The organism is Mycolicibacterium nivoides (assembly GCF_003855255.1).
In the GTDB taxonomy this organism is placed as follows: Bacteria; Actinomycetota; Actinomycetes; order Mycobacteriales; family Mycobacteriaceae; genus Mycobacterium; species Mycobacterium nivoides.
In genome coordinates this window covers 6,872,809-6,896,814 of the sequence record NZ_CP034072.1, presented here as the reverse complement: position 1 = coordinate 6,896,814, position 24,006 = coordinate 6,872,809, and the positions used below count along the sequence as shown (strand labels likewise).

Sequence of the window (24,006 nt, the reverse complement as noted above, 5' to 3'; positions counted from 1 at the left end):
ATCCCCCTTTCCACCCTTTCGTAGCACGCCCGGACAAGACCCCTTACCTGGATTCTCCCAGGTCGTTCCTAACGCATGAATCGACTGGCGTCGATTCGGACCGTACGGCCGGCTTTCGCCTGCCGGTAACCCACCAGCCCGCCCAGGCCGGTCAGTGCCATCATCCCGGTCACGCCGGGCAGGGCCATCGCCGCGATTTCCAGCGTGTTTGCGGTGCGCAGGTAGTCCGTGTAGCCGGCCCGGAAGGACGCCGGCGGGAGGCCCGCGTCCAAACCGACGGCGGCGGGAGGCCTCGTCTGGGTCCGCATCTTGGTGTTGGGCTGCACGTCGGGTCCCGACCTCGGGCCGGACTGCGGCCCATGATCGGAACCCGGAGCGCCCAACGGCACCGCGAGCGGCGGCACGATGACAGGCAGCACGACCACCGGAACGGCTACCGGCGCCACCCCGGCCGCCGCGGCGAGGCCGGGCGGGGGCGGCGCGGCCACGTCGGCGAGCACCTGGGCCTGCGGTGGCGGCAACAGCATCTGCGGCGGGCGCGGGAAGTTGAACGGCGCGGGAACCCCGCCGCCAACGCCACCGCCTCCTCCGGCCGGGCCGCCGATGAGGGTCGTGGTGGTTTCGGTGCTCCCCGATGTGGTGGTCCCCGAAGTCCCAGAGGTCGTCTCCGAGGTCGACTTGGTGGTCTCGGTGGTCTCGGTGGTCTCCGTGGTCTCGGTTGTCGGCTCGGTCGTTTTCGTGGTGGTCGCTGTCGTCTCGGTCGTGCGCGAGGTGGTCGCAGTCGTCGTCGCAGACATCGTCACCGTGGTCTCGGTCGACGACGACGCCGTGGTCGTCTCGACAGTGCCCGAAGTCGTGGGTGTCTCCGACTCCGACGGCTTCGTGCTGGGTGTCGCCGTGTCGGTCTTGGTCGGGGTCGGCGTGTCGGTCTTGGTCGGGGTGTTGGTGTCGGTTCCGGTTTGCGGAGGCGTCCGGGTGCCGGACGGTTGCGACGGCCCGGTGGGTTCGTCGGTCTTGGTCGGTTTGCCCGTCGTCTTGGTGGGCTTGCCGCTCGTCTTGGTGGGTTTGTGGGACGTGCGGGTGCCCGGCGAGCTTCCGCCGTCGTCACCTTCGCCCTGGGAGTCGCCGTCCTGACCGTGGCCTTGGCCGTGGTCCTTGCCCCCGTGCCCGTTGCCGGCACTGTTCGACGAGCCCTGACCGCCGTCGGGCCGGCCCCGATCCGGATCGGCAAACGCCAATGCTCCCCCGACACCGGCGATGATCAGGCCAGTAAGCACCAGACCGGTCGAGGCGGCGACGCGCAACCGCGAACGCACGTTGTCACCACCCTTTCGCGCACCGCCCAAACGCTTCGTTAACGAATTCGATTCTTGCACAAACATGCAGTGCAAATTTGCTAGCTGAGGCGATTGACCACCCCGATCGCGGGGAGCCGCGGCGGAGCAAATCCACCGGACGATACTGTGGGTCTGCAGCAGTTCTGCGGTGACCACAAACACACGACGAATTGACCGGGAGGCAACCGGAATGGGCCTGTTCACGCGACGAAAAAGCCGCGCCACCCGCCGCGCCGAAGCCCGCGCCATCAAGGCCAAGGCCAAGCTGGAAGCCCGGCTCACCGCAAAGAACGAGGCTCGTCGCATCAAGTCGGATCAAAAATCTGCGCAGCGGGCCCTCAAAGCTCAGGTCAAGACGCAGCGGGACAGCGACCGCGCGGCCCTCAAAGTGGCCGAGACCGAGTTGAAAGCCGCCCGCGAGGGACGTCTGCTCGCCCCCGCCAGGATTCGCCGCCTGCTGACCGTCACACGTTTGCTGGCGCCCGTCCTCGTGCCGCTGATCTACCGTGCCGCCACGGCCGCCCGGGGTGCCCTGGACGAACGTCGCGCCGATCGCCTCGGTGTCCCGCTGGCGCAGCTCGGTCAGTTCTCCGGGCACGGCGCCGAGCTGTCCGCGCGGATCTCCGGGGCCGAACAGACGCTGCGGCAGGTCGCCGAGAAGAAGCCGAAGGACGCCGAGACCAAGCAGTTCGTCACGGCGATCAACGAACGGCTCACCGACCTGGCCGCGGCAGTGACCGCCGCCGAGAACATGCCGACCGCACGTCGCCGCGGCGCCCACGCGGCCATCGCCGCTCAGCTCGACGGCATCGATGCCGACCTGATGGCTCGGCTGGGACTGGTCTGAGCCCGATTCCATGACCGGCGTCCGTATCGATTCCGCAGCCCCACTGCGCGGTACGGCCGTCGGCTCCCTCACGGCCGCATTGGCCGTAGCGGCCCATGGCGCCGCCGGCGGTGCCTTGCCGGGCGGGGCGGTCGCCGCCCAGCTCGTCGTCCTCGCGGTGACCTTCGGATCGGTGGCCGCGACCGTGGCCCGCGCGAACCGCACCGCGGTGTTGTGGGGGCTGCTGGGTACCGGCCAGCTGCTGGCCCACGTGCTCCTGGCGACGGCGGGCCACTCGCACAGCGCCCAGCCCGGCTTGGTGATGTTCTGCGCGCACCTGGCAGCGGTATCGCTCGGCGCGGGCCTGATCGCCTGGGGTACGCGGTTGTGGGCAGCGATGTCGCGGGTGGTGCGCGCGATGGTCCGGGAGGGCCGGACCGGGCCGGTGCCGACGGTCTGCCGCATGGCACGCGGCACCGACCAGCCGCTGCAGTCGGCCCTCCTCCTGGCCGCTTCGGTGTCTCACCGGGGTCCGCCGGTCGGCGTCAGCGCCTGACCGTCCCACCCCGACCAACTCCAGAAAGACACCCAGAGATGCAATCCCTCACCGGGGCGTCCTCGCGCGCCCTGCTCACGACCGCGGCGGTCGCCGTCACCGGTCTGCTCACCGCCGCACCGGCATGGGCGCATGTCCACGTCGACGCCGACAATCCGACGCCGGGGTCCACCTCGGTCCTCACCTTCCGGGTCCCCGGCGAGTCCGATACCGGTGCGCTGACAACACAATTGACGGTCGATCTGCCCGACGTCGCCTCAGCCCGCACCGAGGTCATGCCGGGGTGGACCGCCAAGCTCGACCGTGACACCGCCGCAGGCACTGTCCGGACGGTCACCTGGACCGCGGCACCCGGGGTGGGCATCTCACCCGAGCAGTTCGCGCTGTTCCGGGTGTCGGTCAAACTGCCCGATGCGCCGACGGCGAGCTTCCCCGTCACCCAGACCTACTCCGACGGCTCCGTGGTCCGGTGGGATCAGGCGCCCCTGCCCGACGGCAGCGAGCCCGAGCATCCCGCGCCGCAACTGACGCTGACCGGAACCCCGCCCGCATCCGAATCCGCCGAACACGGCACCGAGGCACCCCTGGCACCCGCGCAGACCGCGCCTGCCGTCGCTGAGCCCTCGAGCACCGTCGACAATTCGGCGCGCTGGCTGGCAGGTGGAGCGTTGATCGTCGCGGCCGCCGCAGTGGTCGCAGGCCTGCTGACCCGGCGCCGGTCATGAGCCGCCTGCTCGCCGCGGCCCTCACCGGGCTGATCCTGGCCGCCTCCGCAATGCTCGGGGCCCCTGCGGCGTCGGCGCACGCGGCCCGAGTGGCAGCGGAGCCGGCCGAGCACGCGGCGCTCAGCGCCTCACCCCCGCGGGTGAGCGCCACCTTCAACGAGGCGCTGCAGCCTGCCTTCGCCAACATGACCGTCGTCGGCCCGGACAACAACCTGTGGTCCGAGGGTGATCCGTTGGTCGCCGGCGCGATGCTGAGCGTCGGGGTCCGCCCACTCGGCCCGGCGGGTACGTACATGGTGAACTACCGGGTGACCTCGGCAGACGGGCATGTGGTCTCGGGTTCCTGGTCGTTCGACCTGACCGTCGCCGGCGCTGGTACTCCGGGGCCTGCCGCCTCGTCACCGGCGCAGTCCGACGGCGGCATCGTGGTGTGGCCGTTCGTTCTGGTCGCCGTGGTACTCATCGGCGGCGGAGCCTGGTGGGCGGTCCGGCGTCAACGGTGACCGGCGCGCTGATCCGGGCGCTGGCTGACGGCGCCGCCATCGTCACCCTCGGCCTGGGGGCGGTGCCACTGCTCGAATCCGACCGCTACCGCGCCGAGCTGAGCCGGCGGGCCACCGGGCCACTCGCCCTGGCCGCGGCGATCTGGCTGCTGGCCGAGATCGTGCGGTTGACCGTGGAGGCGGCGCAGACCGCGGGAGTCGGGTTCTGGCAGATCGGCGTGCGCACCCTGACCGACTTCGGTCTGTACACCGCTTCCGGACGTTCGGGGCTGGTCGGTATCGCGGCGGCACTCGTCGTCGGTGTGGTGGCGATCCTGGTTCCGCGCGGCGCCACCACCACGTCCGCGATTGTCGGCGTCGCAGCCGTCGGGATGGCGGCCAGGACTCTGACCGGGCATCTTTCGGAGAGCCCGATCGGTGGGATGGCCGTGGCCGTGCACGCACTGGCGGCGGCGGTGTGGTGCGGCGTGCTGGCGGCGCTGGTGCTGACGGTGACGCATCGCGGCCAGTGGGCCAGGGTGCTGCCCCGGTTCTCACAGTTGTCGCTGTCGTGCGTGGGTGTGCTGCTGATCGCCGGTGTGGCCGGAGCCGCGGTCAAGTTGGATTCGCCCGCCGAGTTGTGGGGCACCGGCTATGGCCGGCTGTTGGCGGCCAAAGTGGTCGTGACCGTGATCTTGTTGGTGCTGGCCTGGCGAAACCGGTCGCAGTGGCTGCCCGCGGCGCGGGCACACCGCAGCAGCGCCGCGTTGTCGCAGCACCGTTCGTTGGTGGAATTGGGCATGATGGCTGTTGCGGTCACCCTTGCCGCGGCTCTGGCCGTCACGGGTTGACCGCTGCGGCGCCTGGCATGATGGGAAACACTGCCGGCCCCCGCCCACCGCGGAACACCAGATACTGCAAAGGAGCAGCCAGATGGCAGAGCAGCAGGATCAACCCGCCGAGAAGCCCGAAACCGCGGCTGAGTCGGCTGCGGCCGATGCGTCAGCGGCCGGCACGGATCCTGCCCCGCCCGCTCCGGCTCCGCCCACTCCGGCCCCTCCCACTCCGGCTCCCAAACCCGGTCCTCCGCCGGCCAAGAAGGCCCCCGCGAAGAAGGCTCCGGCCAAGAAGGCCGCAGCGAAGAAGGCCCCTGCCAAGGCCGCCAAGAAAGCTCCGGCGAAGAAGGCCCCGGCCAAGAAGGCTGAGCCTGCCCCGCCTCCGGTCAAGGCGGCCCCCGCTCCCGTCACTCCCTTGCCGGATGTCGCGAAGGCCGCCAAAGAGGCTGCGGCCCAGGCCAAGTCGACTGTCACGTCGGCAGCCAACCCGGTGTCCGGCCCGGTCCCGGTCCCGATCAGCGAGAGTCCGTCGTCCAAGTTGCCACTCGCCGCGGCGGTGGCCGTGGGCGTTTTGGCCGTGCTGCTGGTGTTGCTCAGCCGCCGTCATTCCGACGAGAGCTGATCTGGGCTTGACCCTGACGCGACGTCAGGGTCGATAGTGGCCTCATGCACGCGAATTCAGAGGCGAGATCTGTCGGTGCGGTCGCCGAGCTGACAGGTGTCTCGGTGCGCACGCTGCATCACTACGACCACATCGGTCTGGTGGTACCGACTGTGCGTACCGCGGCCGGCTACCGCGGCTACACCGATGCCGACATCGAGCGCCTGCACCTGGTGCTGGTGTATCGCTCGGTCGGCCTGGCCCTGGATGAGATCCGGTCCCTGATCGAGGGCGATGCCGACGTGCTCGCCCACCTGCGACGCCAGCACAGCCTGCTGTGCGATCAGGCCGAGCGGCTTCAGCAGACCATCAAGGCAGTGGAGGAATTGATGAGCGCCCACCACAGGGGAATCCAGCTGACCGCCGAGGAGCAGGTGGAGATCTTCGGCAGTGCCGTGTACGACGAGCATGCCGACGAGGTCCGCGAGCGCTGGGGTGGCACCGACGAATGGCGGCAGTCACAGGAGCGCGCGGCCAGACTCACCAAGCAGGACTGGGTCGAGATGAAGGCGGAGAACGACGCGCTACTCGACGCCCTGGCCGAGGGTAAGCGCGCCGGATTCGTGCCGGGCTCGCCGCAGGCGAATGCGCTGGCCGCCCGGCATCGCGCCAACATCTCCCGGTTCTACGACTGCAGCGACGACATGCACGTCTGCCTCGCACAGATGTATCTCGCGGATGAGCGGTTCACCCGCTACTACGACGACATCGAACCGGGCCTGGCCCAGTTCGTGCACGACATCATCGTGCAAAGCATCGCCGGCTAGCCGGCTGCGATAATCGCCGGGTGAGTATCGAACCGCGCGCCACCGCTGATCTGGTCGACGAGATCTACCCCGACGTCCGTAGCTGCGATCTGCAGTTACAGAACTACGGCGGCAAGACGATGTTCGCCGGGCCGATCACCACGGTGCGCTGCTTTCAGGACAACGCACTGCTCAAGTCGATCCTGTCCACCCCGGGCGACGGCGGGGTGCTGGTCGTCGATGGCGGTGGCTCGCTGCACACCGCGCTGGTCGGCGACATCATCGCCGGGCTGGCCCATGACAACGGCTGGTCGGGCGTGGTCGTCAACGGACCGGTGCGGGACGCCGCGACGCTGCGCACCATCGATGTCGGCATCAAGGCACTGGGCACCAACCCGCGCAAGGGCACCAAGACCGGCGAGGGTGAGCGCGACGTGCCCGTGGAGTTCGGCGGGGTGACCTTCGTCCCGGGCGAGATCGCCTACTGCGACGAGGACGGCATCGTCGTGGTCGCCGCTTCCTAGCGCGAGCAGACGCAAACCTGCCCCTTCTCACGCGAGAAGGGGCAGTTTTACGTCTGCTCGACGGAGAAACTAAACCGTCACTGCGGCACGGTGTTTGGTGAACATCAGCGACTCTTCGTCGACCTTGCCGTACCGGATGGTCCGCATGTCGAAGAAGTAGTTCTGCTTGAGCTTCCACGGCGCTTCCGAACCCGACTTCGGCAGGCTGTCCATGGCCCGCCGGAAGTAGCCGGGGGTGAAGTCCATGAACGGCAGCTCGTCGACGGCACCGCCCGGGTGCTGCGGTTCGACGCGGTCGAAACCGTTGGCGTCCATGTAGTTCAGCACGCGGCAGATGAACTCGGACACCAGGTCGGCCTTCAGCGTCCAGGACGCGTTCGTGTAGCCGAACGTGATGGCCATGTTCGGCACACCCGAGAGCATGAGGCCCTTGTAGGTCATGGACTTGGTCAGATCGATCGGCTCGCCGTTGCGGTGGGCCACCGCGCCGCCGAACAGCTGCATGTTCAGGCCGGTCGCGGTGACGATGATGTCGGCCTGCAACTCCTCACCGGAGCTCAGCTTGATGCCGGTTTCGGTGAAGGTGTCGATGGTGTCGGTGACGACGCCGGCCTTGCCAGAGCGGATGGCTTTGAACAGATCCCCGTTGGGGGCCAGGCAGACTCGCTCGTCCCACGGGGCGTAGCTCGGGCTGAAGTGCTTGTCGTAGTCGAAGCCCTCGGGCAGGCGGCGGGTCCCCATCTTGCGAAGGAACTGCTTGAAGACCGACGGGAAGCGGCGCGCGACCTGGTACTGGCCGGTGCTGTATCCGATCTGCTTCCACCGGTTGACGAAGTGCGCCAGGTTCTTGGGCAGGTACTTGTTGGTCTTCACGGCCACCGGGTCGACCAGCGGCAGGGATCCGACGTAGGTGGGTGAACGCTGCAGCATCGTGACGTGTCCGACGCCGCCGCTGACCAGCGACGGGATGAGCGTGATGGCGGTGGCTCCGGAGCCGATCACCACGACGTTCTTGCCCGTGTAGTCGAGGTCCTCGGGCCAGTGCTGCGGGTGGACGATCTGTCCCTTGAAGTCTGCCTCGCCGGGGAACTCAGGCGAGTAGCCCTCGTCGTAGTTGTAGTAGCCACTGCACACCGACAGGAACGACGCGGTGATCTGCTTGGCTTCGCCGTTGTGCTCGACGTCGACGGTCCAGCGGTTGTCAGCGTCCGACCAGTCCACCGAGAGCACGCGGTGGCCGGTGCGAATGTGGTTCCTGATGCCGTTCTCGTCGGCAGCCTCGTTGATGTAGTTCCAGATCGACTCGCCGTCGGCGATCGACTTGGCCGACTCCCACGGCTTGAACCGGAATCCGAGGGTGAACATGTCGGAGTCGGAACGGATACCCGGGTATTTGAACAGGTCCCAGGTGCCGCCGATGTTCTCCCGGCGCTCGAGGATCACGTAGCTCTTGGTCGGGCAACGGTCCTGCAGGTGCCAGGCCGTGCTGATGCCGGAAATGCCGGCACCGACGATCACAACATCGAAATGTTCGGTCATGGGACCGACGGTATCAACACCGTGTTGAGTCGGTCAACGGTGTGTTGAGAAACTCAACACGGTGTTAGGCTGCTTGATTGTGACCAGCTCCAGCACGACGCGCGCCCCGCGCGGCCGCCGTGCCACCCGCCCGTCGGGCGACGACCGCGAAGCGGCGATTCTCGCGACCGCCAGGCAGCTGCTGGAGACCAAGAAGTTCGCCGACATATCCGTCGATGACCTGGCCAAAGGCGCCGGGATCTCCCGGCCGACGTTCTACTTCTACTTCCCGTCGAAGGAAGCGGTCGTGTTGTCGCTGCTCGATCCACTGATCAAGCGCGCGGACACCGGTTTCGACAGCGCGCTGGAGGCCATGCCGGCCGATCCCCGGCGGGCGATCCGCCGCGGCATCGAGATCTTCTTCAGCTCGTTCGGGTCGGATCCGGCCACGGCCCGCGCCGGCACCGAGGCACTCAACAGGAGCCCGGAGTTTCGCGCGCTCTGGTCCGGCCTCATGCAGAAGTGGATCGCCCTGACCGCCGCCCTGATCACTGCCGAACGCCAACGCGGCGGTGCCCCGGAGACCATTCCGGCCATGGACCTCGCGACGTCACTCAACCTGATGAACGAGCGGACCATGATGGCGGCCCTGAGCGCCGAACAGCCCGCGGTCGACTACGACAAGGTGGTCGACACCCTCGCCCACATCTGGCTGACCAGCATCTACGGTGAGGTCCCCTGACCCGTCCGCCACCTATGCGAACATATGTTCGTGTCGGGTCCACCAACCGCGTCTGCGAGCATCCTGCACGCTGATCTCGACTCGTTCTACGCATCGGTCGAGCAGCGCGACGATCCGGCCCTGCGCGGACGCCCGGTGATCGTGGGCGGCGGGGTCGTGCTGGCCGCCAGCTACGAGGCCAAGGCCTTCGGAGTACGTACGGCGATGGGCGGGCGCCAGGCCCGGGCTTTGTGCCCGCAGGCCGTGGTGGTGCCGCCGCGCATGTCGGCCTATTCGGAAGCCAGCCGGCATGTGTTCGAGGTGTTCCACGACACCACGCCGGTGGTCGAGCCGCTGTCCGTGGACGAGGCGTTTCTCGACGTATCCGGGTTGGGCCGGGTGTCGGGCACCCCGGTGGAGATCGCCCGCCGGCTGCGCGAGCAGGTCAGCGAGCAGGTGGGCCTGCCCATCACCGTCGGCATCGCACGCACCAAGTTCCTGGCCAAGGTGGCCAGCCAGGTGGCCAAACCGGACGGCCTGCTGCTGGTGCCGCCCGACCGCGAGTTGGCGTTCCTGCATCCGCTGCCGGTCCGCCGGCTGTGGGGTGTCGGCGCCAAGACCGCCGAGAAGCTGCACGCCCACGGCGTCGAGACGGTCGCCGATGTGGCCGAGTTGTCCGAGTCGGCACTGGGCACCATGGTCGGCGGCGCGATGGCGCGGCAGCTGTATGCGTTGTCGCGCAACATCGACCGACGCCGGGTGACGACGGGCGTCCGTCGCAGTTCCGTCGGTGCCCAACGCGCACTCGGGCGGCGCGGCAACACGATGTCGGCCGCGGAGGTGGACGTCGTGGTGGTCAACCTCGTGGACCGCATCACCCGCCGCATGCGTGGGGCCGGACGCACCGGCCGCACCGTCGTGTTGCGTTTGCGCTTCGATGATTTCGGCCGGGCCACCCGGTCGCACACCCTGACCCGGGCCACCGCCTCGACCGATGCGGTCCTGGCCGCCGCCCGTGCGTTGGTGACGGCCGCCGCGCCGGTGATCGCCGAGCGCGGGCTGACCCTGATCGGGTTCGCGGTCTCCAACATCGATCACGAGGGCAGCCAGCAGTTGGAGCTGCCTTTCGAGTCGCAGCCCGATCCGGTGGCCATCGACGGCGCCATCGACGAGGTGCGTCAACGGTTCGGCAACGCGATGTTGACCCGCGGGGTGCTGGTCGGGCGCGATCCCGGCTTGGAGATGCCGACGCTGCCCTACTGACGGGCTGCCCCTAGAACAGTTGCGCGGCAATGAATCCGGCGAGCAGCACGGCAAACCCGCCGATCTCACCGACGATGAGTGCGACCATCCCGGCGTGCAGTCCCGCGGTGGGCCGCTCGAATTGGTTGGTGGTGTCCCGCCTGGCGCCGTGCTCGATGTAGCTCAGGATCGCGACGACGAAGAACAGCACCAGCACCATGGCCGCGGTGAGGTTCAACCAGGTGGGCCAGGCGCTGAGTTCGACGAACACCGCCACCAGCAGCGTCGCGAAGGAATACAGCAGGGCGGCCCGGTGGGCGATGTCGACGTACGGGTGGGCCAGGTGGTTCTCACTGGTCGCCATCTGCCGGTACTTCCACACCCCGAGCACCAGCGCCAGTAGGAAGATCAGGCCGGCTGCCAGCAGGGTGATGACGGTGTCGATCCCGAGATCCGCGTGCATCGCGTGAGCTTAGACCGAGGAGTTTTGAGTAGTCTCACGCATCCGGCGACTCGTGTACTACGCCAGGCTCGGGACATGATCGCACTCAACGACAGTTCGAGAGTCACCGCCGCATTCGCGCTGCAGGCCACCATCGCATTCGGGGTGAGTTTCCTCGGTGTGCTCGGCGGGATCTTCTTCCTGCCGATCGATTCCTGGCAGCGGATGTTCCTCGCGATGTCCGTCCTGTTCCTGGTGACCAGCGCGTTCACCCTGGCCAAGGTGATCCGCGATCAGCAGGAAGCGGCCACCGTCCGGGTTCGCCTCGACGAGGCCCGCATGGAAAGGCTTCTCGCCGAGCATGATCCGTTCACCTCGGGGACGTGAGTCTCAGCCGGCGGTCCACGCCAGCAGCCGCTCCGCGGGCCAGGTGTTGACGATCCGGTCGATCGGCACCTCGGCCTCCAGGGCGCGCTGGGCCCCGTAGCCGAGAAATTCGAGCTGACCGGGCGCGTGGGAATCGGTGTCGATGCTGAACAGGCAGCCGATCTCCAGCGCCAGGTTCAGCAACCGGGTCGGTGGGTCGCGCCGCTCCGGCCGGGAATTGATCTCGACGGCGGTGCCGTGGTCGAGGCACGCCGTGAATACCTTCTCGGCATCGAACTTGGACTCCGGTCGCACGCCGCGTCCGCCGGTGACCAGGCGTCCGGTGCAGTGCCCGAGGACGTCGGTGTGCGGATTCGACACTGCTTTGACCATGCGCCGGGTCATGGCCGCCGAGTCCATGGTGAGTTTGGAGTGGACGCTGGCCACCACCACGTCGAGGCGCTCGAGTAGTTCGGGTTCCTGGTCCAGCGATCCGTCTTCGAGGATGTCGACCTCGATCCCGGTGAGGATGCGCATCGGGGCCACGAGTTCGCGGAGTTCCTCGATGACGTCGAGCTGCTCGCGCAACCGTTCCGGTGACAACCCGTTGGCCACCCGCAGGCGCGGTGAGTGGTCGGTCAGCGCACAGTACTCATGGCCCAGGTCGCGCGCGGCCAGCATCATCTCCTCGATCGGGGCCGATCCGTCCGACCAGTTGGAGTGCACGTGCAGGTCGCCCCGCAGCGCGACGCGCACTTCGCCCCCACCGAGATCCTCAGCCGCCGAACGTAACTCGATGAGGGTGTCGGGCTCACGGCCGGCCCAGGCCTGGGCGATCACCTTCGCGGTCTTGGGTCCCACGCCCGGCAACGACTGCCAGCTGTTCGTCGCACCCAGGCGCTCGCGCTGTTCGTCGGTCAGCGCCTCGACGATGTCGGCCGCATTGCGATAGGCCATCACCCGCCGCGAGTCTTCCCGCGCGCGGTCCTTGTAGTACGCGATCTGGCGCAGTGCGGTTACCGGATCCATCGGCACTGTTCAGCAGTCCCCTGGGCGCGCGGCGCAATGCGGCGTGGTGCCCGGGAACCGGTACCGGTGGCTCGCCACCCAGCGGTAGGCGGCGTTCTGCACCTGACGCACACCGGGAATCCGATACACCCCCAACGGAATCCGGCTACCCATCCCGGCCGACAGCGCGGCGTTGATGGCTTCTGCCCCGCGGTACACATCCCCCGACGAGTCCGCCCACCACGCCGCTTCGGGGAGCTGATCCGCCGTCACGCCGAGCCGCTCGGCCGTGCCGGGCCGCTGAAAGGGCTCGATGTGCAGGTCTCCGGTCCGCTGCCGCCGCATCAGGGAATTGACGCTGCGCGTGCACATGCCGCAGTTGCCGTCGAAGTACAGGACGCCGCTCATACCTTCAGTTTGCCCAGTATTTACGATGCCGTACAGTGGCTTGCAAAATCTCTCAATCCATCAATCCGTCAGGCGATACCCTTGATCAGAACCGCGGCCGGCACCTTCCGCCGGCTGCTGCCCCATCGCGACGACTACACCGAACTGCCGCGATCGTGGCGCCGCGACATCCTCGCCGGCGTGACCGTCGGCGTGGTGGCACTGCCGTTGGCGTTGGCGTTCGGGATCAGTTCAGGCGTGGGAGCCGCCGCCGGCCTGGTCACCGCAGTGGTCGCGGGCCTGGTCGCGGCCGTGTTCGGCGGTTCTCATGTGCAGGTGTCCGGCCCGACGGGGGCGATGGCGGTGGTCCTCGCGCCGATCGTCGCGCAACACGGACTCGGCAGCATCGCCCTGGTTACGGTGGTGGCAGGCCTGCTGGTGCTGGCGGCGGGAGCCACCGGCCTCGGCCGGGCCGTGACGTTCATTCCATGGCCGGTTATCGAGGGCTTCACCCTGGGCATCGCGGCGATCATCTTCCTGCAGCAGGTTCCCGCCGCCTTCGCGCAGCAGGCCCCGGCCGGTGAGCGCACGCTGCCCGCGGCGATCACGGTGATCATCCAGGCCGATTGGACCGCCGCCGTGAAAACCCTTGGGGTGGTGGCTGTCGTCGCGCTCCTCATGGTCACCCTGCCCCGGCTGCACCGGGCCATCCCGGAATCGCTGACCGCGGTGATCGTGGTTACCGTCCTGGTTTCCGTGCTCCACATTCCGGTCGCCGCGATCGGTGCGCTGCCGTCCCACCTGCCCGCCCCGGTGCTGCCGCACGCCGACCTCGGCGCCATGCGCACCCTGCTGGGCGCCGCGCTGGCCATCGCCGCACTGGCGGCCATCGAATCGCTACTGTCGGCGCGGGTCGCGGCGACCATGTCGCCGACCGGGCCGTACGACCCCGACCGTGAGCTGGTGGGACAGGGTCTGGCCTCGGTCGCCTCCGGAGTCTTCGGGGGCATGCCCGCCACCGGTGCGATCGCCCGCACGGCGGTCAACGTCCGGTCCGGCGCCAGGACGCGGGTGGCGGCGATCGTGCACTCGGTTGTCCTGCTGGGCGTGGTCTATCTGGCCACCGGACCGGTGTCCACCATTCCGCTCGCCGCGCTGGCCGGGGTGCTGATGGTGACGTCGTTCCGGATGATCTCGGCGGGCACGATCCGGAAGATCCTGCGCTCCACACGATCCGATGCGTTGACGTTTGTGCTGACCGCCGCGGTCACCGTGTGCTTCGACCTGATCGAGGCCGTCGAGATCGGCGTCGTGGTCGCCGCGTTCTTCGCGCTGCGTTCGGTGGCGCGGCGCAGCAGCGTCGTCCGTGAGGAACTCCCGGGTCCGTCGCATCCCGGGGATGACCGGATCGCGCTGCTGCGCCTCGATGGCGCGATGTTCTTCGGTGCGGCCGAACGTATTTCGAGCGCGATCGTGGACGCCGAGCATCCGCGGACATCCGTCGTCATCATCCGGATGTCGCAACTGGGCATGCTCGACGCCACCGGCGCACACACGCTCGCCGAGATCGCCAGCGAGCTGGAGTCGCGCGGTATCACGGTGATCATCAAGGGTGTTCGCCCCGAACACGCCGAGTTGCTGGCCAACGTCGGCGTGTTCGAGTCACTGCGACACGAAAACCATCTGCTCGATTCGCTCGACGAAGCGGTCGAGCATGCCCGCTCACACGTCAGCTGACCGTACGGATCAGCTTCTTGTTCACGAACTCGTCCATGCCGAACCTGCCGAGCTCACGCCCGAAACCGGATCGCTTGATGCCGCCGAACGGCAACTCGGCCCCTTCGGCGCCGACGGCGTTGACGAACACCATGCCCGCATCGATGCGGTCGGCCACGCGCGCGGCCTGATCGGCATCGGTGGTGAAGACATAGGAGCCCAGCCCGAACGGGGTGTCGTTGGCGATTTCGACGGCCTCGTCCTCCGAGCCGGCCTTGTACACCACGGCGACCGGACCGAACAGCTCCTGCCGGTAGGCGTCGTTGTCTACGGTGACACCGGTCAGTACGGCCGGCGGGTAGAAGGCGCCGCGGCGCTCCCCCGCCGAGGTCAGCTTGGCACCCTGATCGACAGCGGCCTTGACCTGTTGCTCGAGCCTCTCGGCGGCCAATTCCGAAGACAGCGGGGCGATCCCGTCGGCGGCGGCCAGCAGTTTCTCGGTGAACTTGGCCAGGAAGTCGTCGTAGAGGTTCTCGGCGACGATGAACCGCTTCGCGGCATTGCAGGCCTGTCCGGTGTTCTCCATCCGGCCTTCGACCGCGGACTGCACGGTCGCGTCGAGGTCATCGGTGGACAACACGATGAACGGATCGGAGCCGCCGAGTTCCAGCACACACTTCTTGAGGTTGCGGCCGGCGATCTCGGCCACCGCGGCACCGGCCCGCTCGGAACCGGTCAGCGAGACCGCGGCCACCCGTGGGTCGGCGATGATTTCGGCGACCTGGTCGTTGGTGGCACGGATGTCGACGTAGGCGCCCTGCGGCAGACCGGCCTCGAGGAAGATCAGCTGCAGCAGCTCGGCGGATTCGGGGCATTGCGGAGCGTGCTTGAGCAGAATTGTGTTGCCCACGATCAGGTTTGGACCGGCGAACCGGGCGACCTGGTAGTAGGGGTAGTTCCACGGCATGATGCCGAGCAGCACGCCGACGGGGCCTCGCTTGACCACCGCGGTGCCTTCGCCGTCGAGCAGGGTGATCTCCTCGTCGGCGAGGAACTTCTCCGCGTTGTCGGCGTAGTACTGATAGATGGCGGCGCTGAAGTCGACTTCACCCAGGGCCTGGTCGCGCGGCTTGCCCATCTCACGGACGATGACGTCGGCCAGCTGCTCGCGGCGCTGCTCGTGCAGGGCGGCGACCTTGCCGATGAGCGCGGCGCGCTCGGCCACCGTGGTGGTGCGGGCCCAGCTGCGGCCGGTCTTGGCCGCAGCCTCGATCGCAGCCTGGATCTCGGCGTCGGTCGAGGTCGGATAGGTGGCGACCACCTCGGCGGTCGCCGGATCGGTGACTGCGTACTCGCTCATGTTTACTCCCAGACGGGTCGGATCGGGGGATTTCGTATATTTCCCTGCCCGAGACTACCGATTGCGACGCCAGAATGGCACTGAAGATACGGAATCAGCACAACGGATCCGGGGCGGGACCTGAAAGGCTCCTGGCAGTTGCGCGAGTCCAGGAATGAATCGTCGGACGCGACTAGTTTGTGATGGCGTGCGCTTCGCCTTCAAAACCTCCCCGCAGAACACGACCTGGGCCGACATGCTCGCCATCTGGAAAGCTGCCGACACGATCGACGTCTTCGAATCCGGCTGGACGTTCGACCACTTCTATCCGATCTTCTCCGACTCGTCCGGTCCCTGCCTCGAGGGCTGGACGACGCTGACCGCCCTGGCGCAGGCCACTGAGCGGCTCCGCGTCGGCGTGCTCGTCACCGGCATCCACTACCGCCATCCCGCCGTGCTGGCGAACATGGCCTCCGCACTCGACATCGTCTCCAACGGCCGCCTGGAGCTCGGTATCGGCGCCGGCTGGAACGAGGAGGAGTCCGGGGCCTACGGCATCGAACTGGGTTCGATCAAGGAGCGCTTCGACCGGTTCGAGGAGGCCTGCCAGGTTCTCAAAGGCCTGCTGTCGCAGGAGACGACGACGTTCGACGGCAAGTTCTACCAACTCAAGGACGCCCGCAACGAGCCGAAGGGCCCGCAGCAGCCGCACCCGCCGTTCTGCATCGGCGGCAGTGGCGAGAAGCGCACGCTGCGCATCACCGCGCAGTACGCCGATCACTGGAATTTCGTCGGCGGGCCGCCGGAGGAGTTTGCCCGTAAGCGCGATGTGCTGGCCGCGCACTGCGCCGACATCGGCCGGGACCCCAAGGAGATCACCTTGTCGGCGCATGTGCGCCTCGGCGAGGACCGCGACTACAAGAAGGTGGTCGACGAGGCCGCGGCGCTCGGTGCCGAGGGACTCGATCTCGCGATCATCTACCTGCCGCCGCCCTACGACCCGGCCGTACTCGAGCCGTTGGCCGAGGCGATCAGGGATTCCGGCCAGCTGACGCGCTGACGCATACGGCTACGCCCTCGGATCGGCGCTATCGCGTCGGTTCGAGGGCGTTGTCCATTTCAGTCGAAAAACAGCAACGGGGCGCACTCCACCCCGGGCCGGCGTGACGGATACCCGTCAAACACCGAAGCGAAGTAGCTCGTCCGCCGTGGCCAGGCGTTCGTTCTTGGCCGGAAACTCACGGCTCTTCATCGGATGACGGAACAATGACCAGGCAATACGACCCATCCGTGACCGACTGATCGGATTGATGTACACGGTGATCACTCCTGCGAATTACTGGTTGCTGTACCCGTAGTTCTACGTTACCGCAGCACTCTCACCACGTCATTAGATACCCGTCATCCGGCAAACAGCGTGAGCCACGCCGAAGAAAAATCTGATGTTTCTTATGGGACTCCTGAGACGAATGTGGCGGCGTGAGCGACAAAATAAGAGACTTGGATCACTTTTCACCGCCGGTCAGCGCCCCGAGGAACTGTGATACAGGACACATCAGTTAATTAAGAAATCTCTGAAGTTCAGGTCCCCAGTCAGCCTGCTCCGGGAAACCGGTGCGCCGGCGAGCACGTGTTCGACCGGATCCGTCCCGAGGACAACGGCCCGTACACCGGCTATTTCCACGAGTTGGACCCGTTTCATCCCCGCAGGTTCGCGGGGTCCGGAGCTGAGCTGGCGACGTCGAGCGATCTCGGACAGCGATTGGACAGAACCGACTACTACGCAGGGTTCTTCCGCCCGATGGGCTACCGGTACGAGGCGGAGCTGTACCTGCGCCATGCCGGTCGCATCGTGGCCGGGGTCTCGCTGCTGAAGAGCGCCAAGGACGGCGACTTCACAAAAGATGAGATCCAGTTCCTGCAGAAGTCCCACGGATTTGTCGAGCAGTCGTACTGCATGCTCGGTCAACTGCCGAGCGCACCGAATTCTTCTGCTGTTCCCGAACATTGGCAACTGTCCGCCCGCGAGCGCGACGTCGTCGAACTACTCGCACAGGGCGCGAGTAACGGCGATATCTCGCGCGCCCTGTTCATCAGTGTTCCGACGGTGAAGAGCCATCTGCAGCACGTCTATCGAAAGTCGGCCGTGCATTCGCGGACCGAACTGCTCACCCGTCTGTTACACGGCTAGCGCTGCGGTGCGGCAGTGGGCTTGATCGGCACCGGCAGGGCGGTGTTGCCCATCAGGTAACGATCCACGCCCGCGGCAGCGGCCCGGCCCTCGGCGATCGCCCACACGATCAGCGACTGCCCGCGACCCATGTCACCGGCGACGAAGACGCCGGGCACCGAGGTCTGGAAGTTGTTGTCGCGCGAGACGTTTCCGCGGTCGGTCAGCTCGACACCGAGCTTGGTCAGCAGACCTTCCTTCTCCGGCCCGACGAAGCCCATCGCGAGCAACACCAGGTCGGCCTTGAGCTCGAAGTCGGTCCCTTCGACCTTCTCGAACTTGCCGGCGTTCATCTTGACCTCGTGCGCACGCAGGCCGGTCACGTGACCATCGGCGCCGGTGAATTCCTCGGTGTTGACCGAGAACACGCGATCGCCGCCCTCTTCGTGGGCCGAGGACACCCGGAACATCAGCGGGTAGGTCGGCCACGGGGTCGAGTCGGCGCGGGTCTCCGGCGGGCGCGGCATGATCTCGAACTGGTGGATGCTGGCCGCGCCCTGACGGTGCGAGGTGCCGAGACAGTCCGCGCCGGTGTCGCCACCGCCGATGATGATGACGTGCTTGTCCTTGGCGGTGATCGGCGGCTGGCCGTTCTCGTCGAGGACGTCATCGCCGAGCTGCACGCGGTTGGCCCAGGGCAGGAACTCCATGGCCTGGTGGATGCCGTCGAGCTCGCGACCCGGGACCGGCAGATCGCGCCATGCGGTCGCTCCGCCGGCCAGCACGACCGCGTCGTAGTTCAGCCGCAGCTGGGCCACTGTGATGTCGACGCCGACGTTGACGCCGGGCCGGAACTGGGTGCCCTCGGCAGCCATCTGCTCCAGACGCCGGTCGATGTGGCGCTTTTCCATCTTGAACTCGGGGATGCCGTAGCGCAGCAGACCGCCGATGCGGTCGGCACGCTCGAACACCGTGACGGTGTGGCCGGCCCGGGTCAGCTGCTGGGCGGCGGCCAGTCCGGCCGGTCCGGACCCGACGACGGCGACCTTCTTACCGGTCTGCACATCGGGCATTTTCGGAACGACCCAGCCCTGGTCGAAGGCGTTGTCGATGATCTCGACCTCGACCTGCTTGATGGTGACCGGATCCTGGTTGATGCCCAGGACGCACGATGCCTCACACGGTGCGGGGCAGAGCCGTCCGGTGAACTCCGGGAAGTTGTTTGTGGCGTGCAGCCGCTCGATCGCGTCGCGCCACCGGTCCTTGTAGACCAGGTCGTTCCACTCGGGGATCAGGTTCCCCAGCGGGCAGCCGTTGTGGCAGAACGGGATACCGCAGTCCATGCATCGCGATGCCTGGTCCTGCAAGGAATCGTGGGAGAAGTCCTCGTAGACCTCTTTCCAGTCCTTCAGCCGCAGCGGAACCGGCCGGCGGGACGGAAGCTCCTTGGAGGTGTGCTTGAGGAAACCGCGCGGATCAGCCATTGGCCGCCGCCATGATCGCCTCGTCCACATTGACGCCGGCCTGTTCGGCTTCGGCGATCGCGGCCAGCACGCGCTTGTAGTCGCGCGGCATGACCTTCACAAAATGCTTCAACGCTCCATCCGATCCATCCCAGGAGTCTAGGACCCGTTGTCCCACAGCCGAATCGGTTGCGTCGACATGGGCTGTGAGGATGCCGTGCAGCCACTCGACATCAGCGGCCTCGAGGGCTTCCAGCTCCACCATCTCGGTGTTCAGGTTCTCGCCCAGCACGCCTGCCGGGTCGTAGACGTAGGCGACACCGCCGGACATACCCGCCGCGAAGTTGCGGCCGGTGGGTCCGAGGATGACGACCTTGCCGCCGGTCATGTACTCGCAGCCGTGGTCGCCGACACCTTCGACGACCGCGTGGGCGCCGGAGTTACGGACCGCGAACCGCTCGCCGACCTGGCCGCGCAGGAACGCCTCGCCGCTGGTGGCGCCGAAGAGCACCACGTTGCCGGCGATGATGTTGTCCTCGGCGGCAAAGCCGGCCGGTGCTTCGTCGGCCGGGCGGACCACGATGCGGCCACCCGACAGACCCTTGCCGACATAGTCGTTGGCGTCGCCGTAGACCCGCAGTGTGATGCCCTTGGGCACGAACGCGCCGAAGCTGTTGCCGGCCGACCCGTCGAACGTGATGTCGATGGTGCCGTCCGGAAGTCCCTGCCCGCCATAGGCCTTGGTGACCTCGTGACCGAGCATGGTGCCCACCGTGCGGTTGACGTTGGTGATCTTCGTCGAAAAGCGCACCGACGAGCCGGAGTCCAGGGCCTCGCGGCTCTGGGTGATCAGCTGCTGATCCAGTGCCTTGTCCAGGCCGTGGTCCTGACGCGAGCTGCAGTACAGGTCCTGGTTCATGAACGCCGACTCGGGCTCGTACAGCACCGGCGTCAGGTCCAGCTTGTGCGCCTTCCAGTGCTCGGCGGCCCGGGTGGTATCCAGCGCGCCGACCTGACCGACCATCTCGTTGACGGTGCGGAAGCCCAACTGCGCCATGAGTTCACGGACTTCTTCGGCGATGAACATGAAGAAGTTCTCGACGAACTCGGGCTTGCCGTTGAACCGCTCACGCAGCACCGGGTTCTGGGTGGCCACACCCACCGGGCAGGTGTCGAGGTGGCAGACGCGCATCATGATGCAGCCCGAAACCACCAGCGGCGCAGTGGCGAAACCGAATTCCTCGGCGCCAAGCAGCGCGGCGACCACGACGTCGCGGCCGGTCTTGAGCTGACCGTCGACCTGCACCACGATGCGGTCACGCAGGCCGTTGAGCAGCAGGGTCTGCTGAGTCTCGGCCAGGCCCAACTCCCACGGCGCACCGGCGTGCTTCATCGAGGTGAGCGGGGTGGCACCGGTACCGCCGTCGTGGCCGGAGATCAGCACGACGTCGGCGTGTGCCTTGGAGACACCCGCGGCGACCGTTCCGACACCGTTCTCCGAAACCAGCTTCACGTGCACACGAGCGGCCGGGTTGGCGTTCTTCAGGTCGTGGATCAGCTGTGCCAGATCCTCGATCGAGTAGATGTCGTGGTGCGGCGGCGGCGAGATCAGACCGACACCCGGGGTCGAGTGCCGCACCTCGGCCACCCACGGGTACACCTTGTGTCCCGGAAGCTGGCCACCCTCACCAGGTTTCGCGCCCTGGGCCATCTTGATCTGGATGTCGGAGCAGTTGGTCAGGTAGTGGCTGGTCACACCGAACCGGCCGGAGGCCACCTGCTTGATGGCGCTGCGGCGCCAGTCACCGTTCTCGTCGGGGTCGAACCGGTCGACGCTTTCGCCGCCCTCACCCGAGTTCGACCGGCCGCCGAGGCGGTTCATCGCGATGGCCAGGGTCTCGTGTGCTTCGGCCGAGATCGAGCCGTAGCTCATGGCGCCGGTGGAGAAGCGCTTGACGATCTCGGAGGCGGGTTCCACCTCGTCGATCGAGATCGGCTGGCGGACACCGTCCTTGAACTTCAGCAGGCCACGCAGCGAGGCCATCCGCTCACTCTGGTCGTCGACCAGCGCGGTGTACTCCTTGAAGATCGAGTACTGACCGGTGCGGGTGGAGTGCTGGAGCTTGAACACTGTGTCCGGGTTGAACAGGTGGTACTCGCCCTCACGGCGCCACTGGTACTCGCCGCCGACCTCGAGCTCGCGGTGGGCGCGCTCGTCGGGGCGGTCCAGGTAGGCCAGTGAGTGGCGGGTTGCGACGTCGGCAGCGATGTCGTCGAGGTCGATGCCGCCCACCGGGCAGCTCAGCCCGGTGAAGTACTGGTCGAGCACTTCCTGGGAGATGCCGATCGCCTGGAACAGCTGCGCACCGGTGTAGGACGCCAGGGTGGAGATGCCCATCTTGGACATCACCTTGAGCACGCCCTTGCCCGCGGCCTTGACGTAGTTGGCCTTGGCCTTGTCGCTGTTGATTCCGGAGATCACACCCCGGTCGACCATGTCCTCGATCGACTCGAAGGCCATGTACGGGTTGACCGCGGCGGCACCGAAGCCGCACAGCATGGCCATGTGGTGCACCTCGCGGGCGTCACCGGCCTCGACCACCAGGCCGACCTTGGTGCGGGTGCGCTCGCGGACCAGGTGGTGATGCACCGCGGCCACGGACAGCAGCGACGGGATCGGCGCCATGGTCTCGTTGGATTCGCGGTCGGACAGCACGATGATGCGGGCGCCCTCGCGGATCGCCTCCGAGACCTTGGCGCGGACGTTGTCCAGCGCCTCTTTGAGGCCCTGGCCGCCCCGGTTGACCGGGTACAGGCAACGGATCACCGCGGCGCGCATGCCGTGCTTGTGGCCCCGGACCTCATGGTCGGGGTCGACGCAGATCAGCTTGGACAGGTCGGCGTTGCGCAGGATCGGCTGCGGGAGCACGATCTGCCGGCACGATTCCGGACCGGGGTTGAGCAGGTCGCCTTCGGGTCCGATGACACCCTGAAGGCTGGTGACCACCTCTTCGCGGATGGCGTCCAGCGGCGGGTTGGTGACCTGGGCGAACAGCTGCTGGAAGTAGTCGAACAGCATCCGCGGCCGCGCCGAGAGGATGGCGACCGGGGTGTCGGTGCCCATCGAACCCAGCGCCTCGGCCCCGGTGCGCGCCATGGGCGCCACCAGCAAGTTCAGTTCCTCGTAGGTGTAGCCGAAGATCTGCTGGCGCAGCACCACGCGGTGGTGCGGCATCCGGACATAGTCACCCGGCGGCAGCTCGTCGAGGGGGAACAGGCCCGCCTCGATCCATTCCTGGTAGGGCTGCTCACTGGCCAGCTGAGCCTTGATCTCCTCGTCGGAGACGATGCGGCCCTGGGCGGTGTCCACCAGGAACATCCGGCCGGGCTGCAGGCGCAGCTTCTGGACGACGGTGGACGGGTCGAGCGGCAGCACGCCGGCTTCGGATGCCATCACGACGAGGCCGTCGTCGGTCACCCAGATGCGGGAGGGGCGCAGGCCGTTGCGGTCCAGCACGGCGCCGATGACGGTGCCGTCGGTGAAGCACACCGAGGCCGGGCCGTCCCAGGGCTCCATCAGCGAGTCGTGGAATTCGTAGAAGGCGCGGCGGGCGGGATCCATCGACTCGTGGCGTTCCCACGCCTCGGGGATCATCATCAGCACGGCGTGCGGCAGGCTGCGGCCGCCGAGGTGCAGCAGCTCGAGCACCTCGTCGAAGCGCGCGGTGTCCGACGCGCCGGGGGTACAGACCGGGACGATCTTGTCGAGTCCGTCGGTGCCGAACACCTCGGTGCGGATCAGCGCCTCACGTGCGCGCATCCAGTTCTCGTTGCCCGTGACGGTGTTGATCTCGCCGTTGTGGGCGATCCGCCGGAACGGGTGGGCCAACGGCCAGGACGGGAACGTGTTGGTGGAGAAGCGGGAGTGCACGATGCCCAGCGCGCTGGTCATCCGGTCGTCCTGCAGGTCCAGGTAGAAGGCCTTGAGCTGCGGGGTGGTCAGCATGCCCTTGTAGACGAAGGTCTGGCCGGACAGGCTCGGGAAGTACACCGTCTCGCGACCGGGGCCGTCCTGGCCCGGGCCCTTGGTGCCCAGCTCGTGTTCGGCCCGCTTGCGCACGACGTACGCCTTGCGCTCCAGGTCCATGCCGGAGGCACCGCCGATGAACAGCTGCCGGAACGTCGGCATGGCGTCACGGGCCAGTGCGCCCAGTGACGAGTCGTCGGTGGGCACCTCGCGCCAGCCCAGCACCTGCAGGCCCTCGGCTTCGACGATCTTCTCGACGGCTTCGGCTGCCGCGGCCGCGTCGCGCGACGACTGCGGGAGGAAGGCCATACCGGTGGCGTAGCTACCGGGCTCCGGGAGCTGGAAGTCGACGACCTCACGCAGGAACGAGTCCGGGACCTGCAGCAGAATGCCGGCGCCATCGCCGGTGTTCGGCTCGGCGCCCTGGGCACCGCGGTGCTCTAGGTTCACCAGTGCCGTGATGGCCTTGTCCACGATGTCCCGGCTGCGGCGACCATGAATGTCTGCCACCATTGCCACACCGCACGCATCATGTTCGTATGCGGGGTTGTACAGCCCGACCTTGCTGGGCGCCATTCCCACCTTGCCCTTCAACACGCTTCTACGAAGAAGCCGGCTCGGCGTGGGTGGCCTCCGTGCAGCACTGGACGACGGCTATGTCCCACACGCCATAAGTGGAGAAAACGATAAGGCAACTACCGTGGCAGATGCCAACTTAGCTAAGCCTAACGATACTCCGTCGGCGGCTTTCAGCCCTGCGGACAGACCAGTCGCAGAGATGGTCAATCACATTGCGGCCCTTGATATTTCACGCATTCCCAACAGGGGGACCCCCACCCCCCTTCCGGGTCAACCACTGCTCCAATCATCATATTTATTTGCTGGGTGCATATAAATATGTCGTTATAGTGCTG

22 protein-coding genes are annotated in these 24,006 nt (G+C 67.3%); 14 read left to right on the top strand and 8 right to left on the bottom strand.

What is annotated here, in order from left to right; all coding sequences use genetic code 11:
• Positions 1-68: 68 nt before the first annotated feature.
• Complete coding sequence (locus EH231_RS34565; protein ID WP_124714129.1) at positions 69-1,316, bottom strand: hypothetical protein; 1,248 nt, start codon at positions 1,314-1,316, stop codon at positions 69-71.
• A 211-nt stretch (positions 1,317-1,527) separates the two neighbouring features.
• Here EH231_RS34565 and EH231_RS33650 point away from each other — a divergent pair, with 211 nt between their 5' ends.
• From EH231_RS33650 to rraA, 8 genes are all read left to right on the top strand, one after another.
• Positions 1,528-2,184 (top strand): DUF6474 family protein, encoded by a 657-nt coding sequence (locus EH231_RS33650; protein WP_044513907.1) that lies wholly within the window; start codon positions 1,528-1,530, stop codon positions 2,182-2,184.
• Between the two features lie 10 nt (positions 2,185-2,194).
• On the top strand, positions 2,195-2,719 hold the full coding sequence (locus EH231_RS33645) for a hypothetical protein (RefSeq protein WP_124714128.1): 525 nt from the start codon (positions 2,195-2,197) through the stop codon (positions 2,717-2,719).
• Positions 2,720-2,757: 38 nt separating this feature from the next.
• A complete protein-coding gene (locus EH231_RS33640) occupies positions 2,758-3,444 on the top strand; it encodes a YcnI family copper-binding membrane protein (RefSeq protein ID WP_090429844.1) in 687 nt (228 codons plus the stop codon).
• Positions 3,441-3,947, top strand: coding sequence for a copper resistance CopC family protein (locus tag EH231_RS33635; protein WP_124714127.1), 507 nt, complete (start codon positions 3,441-3,443; stop codon positions 3,945-3,947). The genes EH231_RS33640 and EH231_RS33635 overlap by 4 nt, the downstream gene beginning before the upstream one ends.
• Positions 3,923-4,777 (top strand): CopD family protein, encoded by an 855-nt coding sequence (locus EH231_RS33630; RefSeq protein ID WP_241177851.1) that lies wholly within the window; start codon positions 3,923-3,925, stop codon positions 4,775-4,777. Before EH231_RS33635 ends, EH231_RS33630 begins: the two co-directional genes overlap by 25 nt.
• 82 nt (positions 4,778-4,859) lie before the next feature.
• A complete protein-coding gene (locus EH231_RS33625; RefSeq protein WP_124714125.1) occupies positions 4,860-5,384 on the top strand; it encodes a hypothetical protein in 525 nt (174 codons plus the stop codon).
• A gap of 44 nt (positions 5,385-5,428) precedes the next feature.
• Positions 5,429-6,190 (top strand): MerR family transcriptional regulator, encoded by a 762-nt coding sequence (locus tag EH231_RS33620; RefSeq protein WP_090429837.1) that lies wholly within the window; start codon positions 5,429-5,431, stop codon positions 6,188-6,190.
• A 20-nt stretch (positions 6,191-6,210) separates the two neighbouring features.
• On the top strand, positions 6,211-6,693 hold the full coding sequence (gene rraA, locus EH231_RS33615) for a ribonuclease E activity regulator RraA (RefSeq protein ID WP_090429836.1): 483 nt from the start codon (positions 6,211-6,213) through the stop codon (positions 6,691-6,693).
• Between the two features lie 69 nt (positions 6,694-6,762).
• Here rraA and EH231_RS33610 read toward each other — a convergent pair whose 3' ends face one another.
• On the bottom strand, positions 6,763-8,232 hold the full coding sequence (locus EH231_RS33610; protein WP_090429834.1) for a flavin-containing monooxygenase: 1,470 nt from the start codon (positions 8,230-8,232) through the stop codon (positions 6,763-6,765).
• A 79-nt stretch (positions 8,233-8,311) separates the two neighbouring features.
• On the opposite strand from EH231_RS33610, the gene EH231_RS33605 reads away from it, so the two are divergent.
• Positions 8,312-8,953, top strand: coding sequence for a TetR/AcrR family transcriptional regulator (locus tag EH231_RS33605; protein WP_124714124.1), 642 nt, complete (start codon positions 8,312-8,314; stop codon positions 8,951-8,953).
• 24 nt (positions 8,954-8,977) lie between these two features.
• Positions 8,978-10,195: a DNA polymerase IV gene (gene dinB / locus EH231_RS33600; protein ID WP_090429830.1), complete on the top strand. Its 1,218-nt coding sequence runs from the start codon at positions 8,978-8,980 to the stop codon at positions 10,193-10,195.
• A gap of 10 nt (positions 10,196-10,205) precedes the next feature.
• Here the strand turns inward: dinB and EH231_RS33595 are convergent, their stop codons facing one another.
• A complete protein-coding gene (locus tag EH231_RS33595) occupies positions 10,206-10,637 on the bottom strand; it encodes a hypothetical protein (protein WP_090429828.1) in 432 nt (143 codons plus the stop codon).
• Positions 10,638-10,712: 75 nt separating this feature from the next.
• Here EH231_RS33595 and EH231_RS33590 point away from each other — a divergent pair, with 75 nt between their 5' ends.
• Complete coding sequence (locus EH231_RS33590) at positions 10,713-11,003, top strand: YiaA/YiaB family inner membrane protein (RefSeq protein ID WP_090429826.1); 291 nt, start codon at positions 10,713-10,715, stop codon at positions 11,001-11,003.
• 3 nt (positions 11,004-11,006) lie between these two features.
• Here the strand turns inward: EH231_RS33590 and EH231_RS33585 are convergent, their stop codons facing one another.
• Complete coding sequence (locus EH231_RS33585; RefSeq protein ID WP_090429824.1) at positions 11,007-12,011, bottom strand: PHP domain-containing protein; 1,005 nt, start codon at positions 12,009-12,011, stop codon at positions 11,007-11,009.
• Between the two features lie 9 nt (positions 12,012-12,020).
• Positions 12,021-12,398 (bottom strand): thiol-disulfide oxidoreductase DCC family protein, encoded by a 378-nt coding sequence (locus tag EH231_RS33580; protein ID WP_090429822.1) that lies wholly within the window; start codon positions 12,396-12,398, stop codon positions 12,021-12,023.
• An 81-nt stretch (positions 12,399-12,479) separates the two neighbouring features.
• Here EH231_RS33580 and EH231_RS33575 point away from each other — a divergent pair, with 81 nt between their 5' ends.
• On the top strand, positions 12,480-14,114 hold the full coding sequence (locus EH231_RS33575) for a SulP family inorganic anion transporter (protein WP_124714123.1): 1,635 nt from the start codon (positions 12,480-12,482) through the stop codon (positions 14,112-14,114).
• Here the strand turns inward: EH231_RS33575 and EH231_RS33570 are convergent.
• Positions 14,107-15,453: an NAD-dependent succinate-semialdehyde dehydrogenase gene (locus tag EH231_RS33570; RefSeq protein WP_090429817.1), complete on the bottom strand. Its 1,347-nt coding sequence runs from the start codon at positions 15,451-15,453 to the stop codon at positions 14,107-14,109. The two genes, EH231_RS33575 and EH231_RS33570, sit on opposite strands and share 8 nt — an antisense overlap.
• 187 nt (positions 15,454-15,640) lie before the next feature.
• On the opposite strand from EH231_RS33570, the gene EH231_RS33565 reads away from it, so the two are divergent.
• Both EH231_RS33565 and EH231_RS33555 read left to right on the top strand, forming a co-directional pair.
• The gene (locus tag EH231_RS33565) at positions 15,641-16,492 is read left to right on the top strand and encodes an LLM class F420-dependent oxidoreductase (protein ID WP_124714122.1); all 852 of its coding nucleotides are present in this window, start codon (positions 15,641-15,643) and stop codon (positions 16,490-16,492) included.
• A 570-nt stretch (positions 16,493-17,062) separates the two neighbouring features.
• A complete protein-coding gene (locus tag EH231_RS33555; RefSeq protein WP_090429813.1) occupies positions 17,063-17,623 on the top strand; it encodes a helix-turn-helix transcriptional regulator in 561 nt (186 codons plus the stop codon).
• Here the strand turns inward: EH231_RS33555 and EH231_RS33550 are convergent.
• The gene (locus EH231_RS33550; protein WP_090429811.1) at positions 17,620-19,086 is read right to left on the bottom strand and encodes a glutamate synthase subunit beta; all 1,467 of its coding nucleotides are present in this window, start codon (positions 19,084-19,086) and stop codon (positions 17,620-17,622) included. The genes EH231_RS33555 and EH231_RS33550 overlap by 4 nt on opposite strands.
• Positions 19,079-23,668 (bottom strand): glutamate synthase large subunit, encoded by a 4,590-nt coding sequence (gene gltB / locus EH231_RS33545; RefSeq protein ID WP_124714121.1) that lies wholly within the window; start codon positions 23,666-23,668, stop codon positions 19,079-19,081. Before gltB ends, EH231_RS33550 begins: the two co-directional genes overlap by 8 nt.
• Between the last annotated feature and the right edge of the window lie 338 nt (positions 23,669-24,006).